This window comes from Curtobacterium flaccumfaciens UCD-AKU (genome assembly GCF_000349565.1).
Classification (GTDB): Bacteria; Actinomycetota; Actinomycetes; order Actinomycetales; family Microbacteriaceae; genus Curtobacterium; species Curtobacterium poinsettiae.
This window is the reverse complement of record NZ_KB714620.1, coordinates 204,475-216,324: the sequence shown is the minus strand read 5'-3', so window position 1 is coordinate 216,324 and position 11,850 is coordinate 204,475. Positions and strand designations below refer to the sequence as shown.

At 70.5% G+C, this 11,850-nt stretch carries 10 protein-coding genes; 4 read left to right on the top strand and 6 right to left on the bottom strand.

Going from position 1 to position 11,850, the window contains the following annotated elements; all coding sequences use genetic code 11:
* Positions 1–451 precede the first annotated feature (451 nt).
* From H489_RS29290 to deoC, 3 genes are all read right to left on the bottom strand, one after another.
* Entirely contained in the window at positions 452–1,033 is a 582-nt protein-coding gene (locus tag H489_RS29290; RefSeq protein WP_017887348.1) for a hypothetical protein, read from the bottom strand.
* 192 nt (positions 1,034–1,225) lie between these two features.
* Positions 1,226–2,179, bottom strand: a complete 954-nt coding sequence (locus H489_RS29285) for an ROK family protein (protein ID WP_017887346.1) — start codon at positions 2,177–2,179, stop codon at positions 1,226–1,228.
* 135 nt (positions 2,180–2,314) lie between these two features.
* The gene (deoC, locus tag H489_RS29280) at positions 2,315–3,046 is read right to left on the bottom strand and encodes a deoxyribose-phosphate aldolase (RefSeq protein ID WP_017887345.1); all 732 of its coding nucleotides are present in this window, start codon (positions 3,044–3,046) and stop codon (positions 2,315–2,317) included.
* Positions 3,047–3,089: 43 nt separating this feature from the next.
* Between deoC and H489_RS29275 the strand changes: the two genes are divergently transcribed.
* The 4 genes from H489_RS29275 to H489_RS29260 are packed head-to-tail and all read left to right on the top strand — an operon-like array spanning position 3,090 to position 7,237.
* On the top strand, positions 3,090–4,622 hold the full coding sequence (locus tag H489_RS29275; RefSeq protein WP_031259825.1) for an SDR family oxidoreductase: 1,533 nt from the start codon (positions 3,090–3,092) through the stop codon (positions 4,620–4,622).
* A complete protein-coding gene (locus H489_RS29270) occupies positions 4,619–5,203 on the top strand; it encodes a GDSL-type esterase/lipase family protein (protein WP_017887343.1) in 585 nt (194 codons plus the stop codon). The genes H489_RS29275 and H489_RS29270 overlap by 4 nt, the downstream gene beginning before the upstream one ends.
* 47 nt (positions 5,204–5,250) lie before the next feature.
* Positions 5,251–5,634 carry a DUF6804 family protein gene (locus H489_RS29265; RefSeq protein WP_152427267.1) on the top strand — a complete coding sequence of 128 codons (384 nt, stop codon included), beginning with the start codon at positions 5,251–5,253 and terminating at the stop codon, positions 5,632–5,634.
* Between the two features lie 49 nt (positions 5,635–5,683).
* A complete protein-coding gene (locus H489_RS29260; protein ID WP_017887341.1) occupies positions 5,684–7,237 on the top strand; it encodes a stealth conserved region 3 domain-containing protein in 1,554 nt (517 codons plus the stop codon).
* Between the two features lie 728 nt (positions 7,238–7,965).
* Here H489_RS29260 and H489_RS29255 read toward each other — a convergent pair.
* The 3 genes from H489_RS29255 to H489_RS29245 all read right to left on the bottom strand — a co-directional run bounded on the left by H489_RS29255 (position 7,966) and on the right by H489_RS29245 (position 11,845).
* The gene (locus tag H489_RS29255) at positions 7,966–8,925 is read right to left on the bottom strand and encodes a phosphodiesterase (protein ID WP_017887340.1); all 960 of its coding nucleotides are present in this window, start codon (positions 8,923–8,925) and stop codon (positions 7,966–7,968) included.
* 167 nt (positions 8,926–9,092) lie between these two features.
* Positions 9,093–10,781 (bottom strand): cytochrome b, encoded by a 1,689-nt coding sequence (locus tag H489_RS29250; protein WP_017887339.1) that lies wholly within the window; start codon positions 10,779–10,781, stop codon positions 9,093–9,095.
* Positions 10,781–11,845, bottom strand: coding sequence for a ubiquinol-cytochrome c reductase iron-sulfur subunit (locus tag H489_RS29245; RefSeq protein WP_017887338.1), 1,065 nt, complete (start codon positions 11,843–11,845; stop codon positions 10,781–10,783). Before H489_RS29245 ends, H489_RS29250 begins: the two co-directional genes overlap by 1 nt.
* Between the last annotated feature and the right edge of the window lie 5 nt (positions 11,846–11,850).

Sequence of the window (11,850 nt, the reverse complement as noted above, 5' to 3'; positions counted from 1 at the left end):
GCTCGTCGATTGCGGCCCTGCCAACCGACAGATCGTGACCACTCGGCGGACGTGAGCGGGGTGTCCTGACCGCTCGCACGCGCCGGACCGGAGGCGCGTGACGGCTCCGGCCCGCGCCTCCCGCCCGCGGACAGGTCACGACTCGTCGCGCGGGCACCGTCGACAGGTCACGAACCGTCGACTGCGGCCCCGCCACCCGACAGTCCGTGACCACTCGGCGGACGTGAGCGGGGTGTCCTGACCGCTCGCACCCGCCGGACCGGAGGCCCGCGGCAGCCCCGGCCGGCGCCTCCTGCCCGCGGACCGGTCACGACTCGTCGCGCGGGCACCGTCCACCGGTCACGAACCGTCGATTGCGGCCCTGCCAACCGACGGATCGTGACCACTCGGCGGACGTGAGCGGAGTGTCCTGACCACCTGCACCCGCCACCGACGACCCCACCCACAAGCACTACCGGACAGCACCCCCAGCACCCCCGGCACCGTCCTGCACCGCACGCAACCGCCGCTCGGCCTGTCGCACCATGGGGATCGTGCCAAGAGCCGTCAGGCGTGTCCGCAGCTCGGCGGCGCTCACCGCTCCGATCGCGAGCAACCCGTGGACGGCCGACGCTTCAGCGGCCCCGAACGCACCCGCAGTCGGCCCCGGCATCCGCAGCAGGTCGATCGCGGTCCGCGCCGGCAGTGCGACCCGGAGCCGCGCCAGGACGGCGGTGTCGTCGACGTCGATCCGGACCTCGCGCAGGCGCACCTCCGGGCCGACGTGCACGCGGACATGCGGCGGGATGCACGCCTCGAGCGGCGCCGGCGGACGGGACACCGCACCCCAGATCCACGCGGCGGTCAGCGTGCAGGCGATCAAGCGTGCGTCGCGCAGCACCCAGGCAGCCGCGGCGGCACGCAACGACGGCGTCTGCGGTTCGGCAGGGGAGGCCCAGCACGGCCCGACCGCGACCAGTTCGCCGGCCAGGACCGCCGCCCGCAGTTCGGGTTCCGGCCAGTCGTCACTGGTCAGCAGTCGCGGGCGGGGCACCCGCACATCCTGCCCGACCTGCGGTCGCGACCGACAGGCCTGTGGACAAGCCCCGGACCGGCCGGGAGGCCCGTGGCGGGCCCGCACCGCGCCTCCAGGCGGTCACCGGTCACGTCACGAGCGCGAAGCGCGTCGACGACGCTGCCACCTGACGGCAGCCTGCCGGGAGGCCGCGACGCGGCGCGTGCGCGCTCAGCGCAGGACGTCGGCGCGGTGGACGAGCGCCGCGGCGCCGATGAGCGGGCCGTCCTGCGACAGTCCCGTCGGCACGATCCGCACCTTCGTGACGAAGCCGAACTCGACACGCTCCGCCACGGCCTGCCGGGCGTACTCGAACAGGTCGGGCGTGACGTGCGAGAACCCGCCACCGATCGCGACGACCTCGAGGTCGACCAGGCTGGTGGCGGCGGCGATGGCCTGGCCCAGGGCTCGGCCGCTGCGCTTGACCGCGGCGACCGCGATGTCGTCGCCGGCGGCGTACGCGGCCGAGAGCTCTTCGCCGGTGGTGCCCGCGAAGCCCTGCCGACGAGCCCAGGCCACGGTCTTGGGGCCGCTGGCGATCGCCTCGAGGCAGCCGGTCCCGCCGCAGGCGCAGGGGTCGTCGTAGCCGCCACACTCGACGTGGCCGATGTGCCCGGCGTTCCCCGTCGGGCCGCTGACCGTGCGGCCGTGCAGGATGAGCCCGCCGCCGACACCGGTGGAGACGATCATGCCCATCACGTGGTCGGAGCCTTGGGCAGCCCCGACCCAGTGCTCGGCGAGCGTGATCGCCAGGCCGTCCATGCGGAGCGTCACCGGCACGTTCTCCGGCACGAGGGCCGCGATCCGGTCGCGCAGCGGGTGGCCCCGCCACACGGGCATGTTGAGCGGCGAGACCAGACCGTGTTCCTCGTCGACCGGGCCGGCGGAGCCGACGCCGACGCCGACGAGCGTCGTGTCCGCGGGCAGTGCGCCGAGGGCGGCCGTGACGACCTCGTCGACGGCGGCCTGCAGCTCGTCCGAGGTGCGCTGCGGCCCCGTGGGGCTGCGGAACCGCGTCGCGGGCAGCACGACCCCCTGGTCGGTGACGAGCGCGGCCTCGACCTTCGTGCCGCCGAGGTCGACGGCCAGGGCGAGGGCGGGGGACTGGGGTGCGGTGCTGGACATGCGCGCTCCGATGCGGCGGTCTGGAGGCCCGGTGCGCGTCACCGACGCGTCGTCGCGTCCGGTGGGCGCCGGCCTGGTCGTGGTGGGTCGGGCTGGGTGGGATGGACTCAGCGGGGTGGGCTCAGCCGTGTCCGCTCAGTAGGACGTCGTGTCGTCGCCGATCGCCGACGCGGCGCCCGTCTCGGCGCGGTGCGCGACCTCGTCGAGGATGCGGGCCGAGGCGCTCGTGCCGATGCGGTTCGCGCCCGCCTCGACCATCTCGAGCAGGGTGTCGAGGCCGCGGACGCCGCCGGAGGCCTTCACGCCGGTGTCGGCACCGACCGTGCGGCGCATCAGGGCGATGTGCTCGGCGGTCGCGCCGCCGCCGGCGAACCCGGTCGAGGTCTTCACGAACGCGGCACCGGCGGTCTGCGCCGCACGCGAGGCAGCGACGATCTCGTCGTCGGTCAGGAAGGCGGTCTCGAGGATCACCTTGACGACGGTGTCCCCGGCGGCGTCGACGACCGCGCGGACGTCCTGCTCGACGCGTTGCCAGTCGCCCGACTTCGCGGCGCCGATGTTCTGCACCATGTCCAGCTCGAAGGCGCCGTCGGCCAGGGCCTGCAGCGACTCGGCGACCTTCGCCGCGGTCGACGTGGTGCCGTGCGGGAACCCGATCACGGTGCCGACACCGACGCCGGTGCCCGTCAGGCGCTCGACGGCGTGCGCGACGTCGCTCGGACGGACACAGACGCTGAAGACGCGGTGGGCGGCGGCTTCGTCGAGCTGGGCGTCGACGTCCGCGCGGGTGAGTTCGGGCTTCAGGATCGCGTGGTCGATGAGGCCGCGGACGGCATCGGCGGTGACGGGGAAGGCTGCGTTGTCCACCCGGCAAGCCTACCCGTCAGGCGTGCCGCGTAGCGTGCAGGGCATGCAGGTCCTCGTCACCGGCGCCACCGGGTACATCGGTGGTCGTCTCGTCCCTCGTCTCCTCGAAGCCGGCCACTCCGTCCGGGTGTTCGTGCGCAACCCCCGGAAGCTCCAGGACGTCCCGTGGAGCAGCGACGTGGACGTCGCGGAAGGCGACCTCCAGGACGCCGACGCGGTCCGCGCCGCCGTCGACGGGGTCGAGGCGGTCTACTACCTGGCCCACGCGATGGGCGCCGACGGCGACTTCGAGTCGGCCGAACACGAGGCCGCCGAGACCATGGCGCACGAGGCGAAGACGGCGGGGGTCAGCCGGTTCGTCTACCTGGGCGGGCTGCACCCCGACGGCGAGCTGTCCAAGCACCTCCGCAGCCGCAAGGAGGTGGGGGAGATCCTCCTCGGCTCCGGTGTGCCCACCGTGGCGTACCAGGCCGGCGTCGTGATCGGCTCGGGCAGCACCTCGTTCGAGATGATCCGGCACCTCACCGACGTCCTGCCGTGGATGCCTGCGCCGCGCTGGGTCCGCAACCGCATCCAGCCGATCGCGGTGCGCGACGTCCTCTACTACCTGGTGGCCGCCCTGGACGTCCCCGCCGACGTCAACCGCACCTTCGACATCGGTGGCCCCGACGTCCTGCGGTACGGCCAGATGCTGAACGGCTACGCGGTCGAGGCGAAGCTGCCGCAGCGCCCGATCACCGTGCTGCCGGTGCTCACCCCGCGGCTCGCCGCGCACTGGTTCAACGTCGTCACCCCGATCCCGCGCAAGCTCGCGACGCCCATCATCGAGTCGCTGCAGTTCGAGTGCGTCCAGCGCGAGCACGACATCGACGACGTCGTACCGAAGCCCGAGGGCGGGCTCACCTCGTACCGTCGGGCCGTCCGCCTCGCGCTCAACAAGATGCGCACCGGCCAGGTGCAGACCAGCTGGCGGAGCGCGACGCTCTCCAGCGCCTCCGCCGACCCGATGCCGAACGACCCCGACTGGGCCGGCCACACCGTCTACGTCGACGACCGGAAGCGGCACTCGAGTGCCTCCGCCGCGGACGTCTGGCGTGTCGTCGAGTCGATCGGTGGCGACAACGGCTGGTACTCGTTCCCGCTCGCCTGGGTCGCCCGCGGCTGGATGGACAAGATCGCCGGTGGCGTCGGACTGAACCGTGGCCGTCGCGACCAACAGCGCCTCGAGCAGGGTGACGCGCTCGACTGGTGGCGCGTCGAACGGCTCGAGCGCGGCCGGTACCTGCGGCTCCGTGCCGAGTTCAAGTCGCCGGGCCGCGCGTGGCTCGAGATGACCGTCACGCCGAACCCCGAAGGCGGCAGCGACTACCGCCAGCGGGCGATCTACTTCCCGCAGGGACTCGCCGGACGCCTGTACTGGTACGGCATCCTGCCGTTCCACGGCATCATCTTCCCCGGTATGGTCGAGCGCATCACCGCCGCCGCCGAGCGGGAGTCCGACCAGACCGAGTCCACGCAGCGCAACCGGACGCAGCAGACCGGGACCCCCGAGCCGGCGCACGAGGAGGCAGCATGACCGACGACCGCAGCCCCGTCCTCTTCCTGGGGGACAGCATCACCGAACAGGGCGACTGGGATACCTGGCTCCCCGACGAGCACACGCTGAACCAGGGCATCGGTGGCGACACGACCGACGGCGTGCTGACGCGCCTCGACGCCGTCGTCGCCGAGCAGCCCGAGGTGATCGTGCTGCTCATCGGCACGAACGACTTCGGCGGCCACCGCGCCAGCGCCGAGCACGTGGTCCGCAACGTCGAGACCGCGCTCGTCACGCTCCGCCGTGAACTGCCGGGTGTCCGCCTGCTGCTCGTCTCGATCCTGCCGCGGCAGTCCGAGTACGCCGCGAAGATCGAGCAGGCGAACCGGCACCTGCGCCAGTTCGTCGCCACCTGCCACGCCCAGTACCTCGACGCCTGGCCCGCCCTGGCAGACGGCGACCACCTGGACGCCCGCTTCACCGAGGACGGCCTGCACCTGACCGAGGACGGCTACCGCGCGTTCGTCGGTGAACTCGTGCCGGCCCTCGAGCGGGTCCGTGAGCTGCCGCCGATGTCGCGGTCGATCCAGGCGATCACCATCGACGGCGACTCGGACTGATGGCCGCACGCAAGGGGCGGCCCCCGGTGGGGTCGTCGCAACACGGCGTGCCCGCGGGATCCTCGCGACCCGCGGCCGCCGCACCGGCCGCCCGCGCACGCGAGACGCCGCCGTTCACCCGGCCGGCGCTGGCGCCCGGGTTGATCGCTGCGATCGTGCTCCTGGCGTGCGTCGCCATCGTGGACTCGTCGGGGTTCGTCTTCGCCCGCTGGGGCGTCACCGTCCTCGCGTTGATCGTGCTCGTCTTCACGATGCGGGGGAAGGTCTGGTGGGCCGCGCTGCTCATGGTCGCCGTCGCGGTCTGCTGGAACCCGCTCGTCACGGTGCCGATCCCGGGGCAGGTGTGGGCGGGCCTGCAGCTGGTGGCCGCCGCGCTGTTCATCGTGGTGGGCATCGTGGTCAAGGTGCCCCGCGAGACCGACGGACGGTAGGATCGGCAGGTCGGGTACAGGACCCGGCCGCACGACCCGAAGGGCATGGATGAACGACGAGACCGAGCCGGTGACCGAGAGTCCTCTGCTGAACCCTCGACCGTCCTCCGGCGGTCTCGACCGATCCGACGTCGTCGTCCGCAAGGGACGACTGACCCTGATCAACGGACACCTCACGCCGCAGCAGTCGATGATCGAGGACCTGCTGTTCCTCGACGACGCACTCACCGCGGCTGACGTCGACCACCTCCTCATCCGCGGGAACGACCAGCGTCCGGTGATCGCCCTGGACGAGCGTGACCGCCAGCGAGCCGAGAGCGCCGTGATGTCGGCCGCCGTCAACGAGCCGTTCTACGCGAAGCCCCCGGGCAAGCCGGCAGTGCTCGTGCAGGACGACGGACTCGGCTCCGTCGAGGAACCCGTGCTCCGTGTGTTCCGCCCGCGCCTCGAGCCCCTCGGACGCCTGCGCTACGGCGCCGAGACCAGCGTCCAGCTCGAGTTCTGGCGCGTCACCGACACCGAGGTCCTCGCACCCGTCGAGAACGCCCTGATGCGTCGCAGCCTGCCGATCGACGAGTTCGTCCTCGTCGACATCGAGCGCTACGGCCGCACCTGGCGCACCGTCGAGCACATGTTCGACGACCACGTCTCGGACATCCGGTTCCCGATCGACATCGTCTTCTCGTGGGTCGACGGCAACGCCATCGAGTACCAGCGCGCCCGCCAGGCCGCACAGTCGAACGCCGTCCTGGGCGAGGGCGATGACGCTCCGGCCCGCTTCCGCCAGATCGACGAACTGAAGTACGCGCTGCGCTCGGTCCACACCTTCGCGCCGTGGATCCGCCAGATCTACATCGCCACGGACTCGCCTGCGCCGCACTGGCTCGCCGACCACCCGAAGGTCCGGATCGTCCGCAGCGAGGAGTTCTTCGCCGACCCGTCCGTGCTGCCGACGCACAACTCGCAGGCCGTCGAGTCGCAGCTGCACCACATCCCGGGCATCAGCGAGCACTTCATCTACTCGAACGACGACATGTTCTTCGGCCGGCTGGTCGACCCCTCGGTGTTCTACAGCCCGGGGTCGGTCACGAAGTTCATCCTCGCGTCGACCCGGATCGGCCTCGGTTCCAACAACCCGGCACGCAGCGGCTTCGAGAACTCCGCCCGGGTCAACCGCGGGCTCCTGCAGCAACGCTTCGGCGCGGTGACGACCCGCCACCTCGAGCACGCGCCGACGCCCCTGCGTGCGTCGATCATGACCGAGATGGAGCACGAGTTCGCCGACGAGTTCGCGGCCACTGCAGCGTCACGCTTCCGCGCCGCCGACAACATCTCGGTGACGAACTCGCTCTACCACTACTACTCGCTGCTCACCGGCCGGGCGATCATCCAGGAGAACTCCTCCGTCGGGTACATCGACACGACCATGGTCTCCGGACTCAAGGCCCTCGACGACCTGCTGAAGAAGCGGAACGTGGACTTCTTCTGCCTCAACGACGGCAGCTTCCCGGAGGTCAGCGACGAGGAGCGCACGCAGCGCGTGACGGACTTCCTGGAGCGGTACTTCCCGTTCCCCGCGCCGTGGGAGCGCCCCAGCGCGTAGGACGCGCCAGCGGCCTGCTGGGGCGCTCCGGGCGAGCCTGCGAGCCCGGTCCCACGGTGCGCGTAGGACGCGCCAGCGGCCTGCTGGGGCGCTCCAGGCGAGCCTGCGAGCCCGGCGCCGGAACACCCGGCCACGAGTGTCGGCCGCAGCCGCACGCCGACCGGTCACGACACCCCGCGACCTGCGCGCCGACTGGTCACTAGCCGTCGGCCTCGCCGTTGGCAGCCGACGGAACGTGACCACGCGACGCACCACGTGCGGTGGGTCGCGACCATCCCGCGAGCCTGGAGGCCCGTGGCGCGCCCGCCACGGGCCTCCAGCCCGTCCGTGGCGCGCGGTCGGGACACCCCGTCGGCCGCCCGCCCAGCGGTCACGAACCGTCGCTTGCGAGACCACCACGCGACGGAACGTGACCACGCGACGCACCACGTGCGGTGGGTCGCGACCACCCGCGAGCCTGGAGGCCCGTGGCGCGCCCGCCACGGGCCTCCAGTCCGTCCGGCGTGCCGTCCGGACGTGCGTGCCCGCGCGCGGTCAGGAGACCCCGTCGGCCGCCCGCCCACCGGTCACGACCCGTCGCTTGCCGGGCCGCCAGACGACGGAACGTGACCACGCGACGCACCACCCGCGGGGAGTCATGACCGCCCACGCCCACCCACGCTTCGTGAGCAGAAGAGGTCGGGTCCGCGTGACGGACCCGACCTCTTCTGCACGCGAAGTGCGGAGTGCTACCGGTGCACGGGGGAGACGGGCACCGAGTCGAGCGTGAAGACCGGGATGCTCGAGGTGACCGGTGCGGGCTCCACGGCTGCGGGGATCGTCACGCCGTGTGCCGCGAGCTTCGCCTCGGTCTCGAGAGCGGAGACGGGCTGCCCGACGGTGGCGTAGTGCCCGATCGGCACGACGGAGTGGACGACGTTGTGGCCGTACACGTGCACGAGGTTGAACGACTGCGCGCCGTCCCGGCCGCGGGTGCCGCCCTGGTACTCCGTGAGGTCCTGCGTGTAGCAGGTCGCACTGGCGACGGACACCGGGATGCCGGCGAACACGGCGCTGGTCGAGTAGTGCAGGTGCCCGGCGATGATGGCGAGGACGTCACTGCCCTCGACGACCTCGGCCAGGGCCTGCTGGTCGCGCAGTTCGACGAGGACGGTGAGGTCCTGCACGCTCGGCACGGGCGGGTGGTGCATCGCCAGGATGGTGCCGTGCGGTGCCGCCTCGGACAGGACCTCGGCGAGCCAGTCGAGCTGCTCGGGGGAGACCTCGCCGTGGTGGTGACCGGGCACACTCGTGTCGAGGGTGATCACACGGAGACCGTTGACGTCGTACACGAAGTCGACCGGGCGGTCGGTGGGCTGCAGGCCGAAGAGCTCCTGGCGGAAGGCGCCGCGCTCGTCGTGGTTGCCCATCGCCCAGATCACCTGCGCACCGATGCGCTCGGCCGCCGGCTCCAGGATCGCGCGGACGCGGGCGTACGCACCCGGCTCGCCCTTGTCGGCGACGTCGCCGGTGACGACGATCGCTTCGGGACGCGTGCCCGAGGCTTCGATGTCCGCGACGATCTGCGTGAGCCGCGCGGCGGAGTCGACATCGCCGTAGAGATCACGATCCCCGGATACGAGGTGCGTGTCGCTGAGGTGGAGGAGGAAGTGGTTCGGCCTGGGGTGTTCGGCCGTCCGGCTGTCCATCGGGGTCTCATTCCGTTGGCGGATGCGTGGTGCAACACGTTGCCACACCGTCCTGGACGAGTCCAGCACGTGACGGTGAACCAGCCGTGAACTGGGGGCGGCGTGTTGCCCTGTGCACGAAGAAACCCCCGCCACTTGGTGACGGGGGTTGCTTCGTGTGCCTCGGATCAGTGATCCCCGGCGCCGATCTGAGGAGCCTGGTGGCCACCCTCGAGGTTCGGGCCGTGGTGCGCGGCGTGCGCTGCCTCGAGCTCGGCCTTCGAGACCGGCTCGATGCGGTCCTCGAAGAAGAAGCGGGAGACGCCGGCGCGGACCTTCTGCAGACCCGTGATCTTGCCCTTGGCGTTCGGGCGGATCATCAGCGGCTTGTACTCGTTGAACTGCAGGAGCTTCCACCGCTCGTACTCGTCGAGCTGCTCGTGCACCTCGATGTACTCACCGTGGGGGAGTCGGACGATGCGGCCCGACTCGTACCCGTGCAGGACGATCTCGCGGTCCTTCTTCTGGAGGGCGAGGCAGACACGCTTGGTGATCCAGAAGGCGATGAACGGACCGAGGACCGTCGTCGCCTGGATGACATGGATCACGTGTTCGATCGACACCAGGAAGTGCGTCGCGATGATGTCCGACGAGGCTGCTGCCCAGAGGCTCGCGTAGAGCGTGATGCCAGCGGCACCGAACGCGGTGCGCGTCGGAGCGTTGCGCGGACGATCGAGGATGTGGTGCTCACGCTTGTCGCCCGTGACCCACGCCTCGATGAAGGGGTAGAGCAGGATCGCCAGGATGAGCAGCACCAGGACCGCGATCGGCGCCAGGATGTTGAACGACACCGTGTAGCCGAACCACACGACCTCCCAGTGCGGCGGCACCAGACGCAGCGCGCCGTCGGCGAAGCCGATGTACCAGTCGGGCTGGGTACCGGCGGACACCGGGGAGGGGTCGTACGGGCCGTAGTTCCAGATCGGGTTGATCGTGAACAGCGACGCGATGAGGGCCAGGATGCCCGCGACGATGAAGAAGAAGCCACCGGCCTTCGCGGCGAACGCCGGGAGGATCGGGACGCCGACGACGTTCTCGTTGGTCTTGCCCGGACCGGCGAACTGGGTGTGCTTGTTGATCACGACGAGCACGAGGTGGACACCGAGCACCGCGACGAGGATCGCCGGCAGCAGCAGGATGTGCAGCGTGTACAGGCGGCCGACGATGTCGGTACCCGGGAACTCGCCACCGAAGAGCAGGTAGGCGATCCACACGCCGATGACCGGGACACCCTCGATCATGCCGACGATGATCCGCAGGCCGTTTCCGGAGAGCAGGTCGTCGGGGAGCGAGTATCCGGTGAAGCCCTCGGCCATGGCGAGGACCCAGAGCAGGAAGCCGAAGACCCAGTTGAGCTCACGCGGCTTGCGGAAGGCACCGGTGAAGAACACGCGGGCCATGTGCAGCATGATCGACGCCACGAACAGCAGGGCTGCCCAGTGGTGGACCTGACGGACGAAGAGCCCGCCACGGATGTCGAACGAGATGTCGAGCGTGGACTGCAGCGCCGTCGACATCGCAACACCCTTGAGCGGGACGTACGAGCCGTTGTAGATGACCTCGGTCATGGACGCCTGGAAGAAGAACGTCAGGAAGGTCCCGGAGAGCAGCACGACGACGAAGCTGTACAGCGCCACCTCGCCGAGCATGAAGCTCCAGTGGTCCGGGAAGATCTTCCGGCCGACTTCCTTGACGAGGCCCGAGATGCTGGTGCGCTCGTCGATGTAGTTCGAGACCCCGCCGATGATGCGGGATCCGCGCTCCGGTGCCGGCTTGTTCGTCGACGTGTTCGGTGCGGTGGTGGTGGTGCTGGTCATCAGCGTTCACGCTCCCAGAAGGACGGTCCGACCGGCTCGTGGAAGTCGCTCTGGGCAACCAGGTAGCCGTCGTCGTCGATCGCGATAGGAAGTTGGGGGAGGGGGCGTGCTGCCGGACCGAAGATGACCTCGCAGTTGTTCGAGACATCGAAGGTGGACTGGTGGCACGGGCACAGCAGGTGGTGCGTCTGCTGTTCGTAGAGCGCGACAGGGCACCCGACGTGGGTGCAGATCTTGGAGTACGCGACGATGCCGTCGTAGCCCCAGTTCTCGTGGCCCTTGGACGGGTTGAGGTCCTTCGGGTCGAGACGCATCAGGAGGACGGAGGCCTTCGCCTTCTCCTCGAGCATGTGCTCGGACTCGAGCATGCCCTCGGGGATGACGTGGAACACCGAACCGATGGTGACGTCGGAGGCCTTGATCGGAAGACCCGTCGGGTCCTTCGTCAGGCGCAGGCCCTGCTTCCAGAAGGTGTGACGGAGCAGCTCGTTCGGGTCCTCGGCCGGAGCGAGGTCACGGACCAGGACGATGCCGGGGAGCGGGAACGCGGCCAGAGCACCGATCATCGAGTTGCGGATCAGCTTGCGACGGCTGAAGCCCGACTCCTTGTCGGCGAGCTGGAACGCCTCGACCGCCTTGGCGCGGGTCTCGTCGGTGCCGCGGGTGCCGTGGCGGAGCTCCGTGATCTCACGGTCGACGACGAGCGACTTCGACCAGTAGACGGCACCGAGACCGAGGGCGAGGAGCGCGAGGGCGATCGACAGGCCAAGGAAGAGGTTCGCGGTGCGGACCGTCCCGAAGTCGCTCGGGTCGATCGGGAAGGCGATGTACGCGGCGATCGACAGGACGCTTCCGACGATCGACAGGTAGAAGTAGGCGGCGACCTGGCGCTCGGCCAGACGCTGCTTCTTCGGGTCGACGTCGGTGCGACGCGGACGGTGCGGCGGCTCGCCCGGGTTCTCGAACGGGTCGACGGGGAGGACCGCGATCCCGGGGGAGGTGGTCGTGCCGTGCTTCTCGACAGCCGAGGACGAGTTCAGCGTCTCGTCGTCGTGCTCTGCCATGGTGT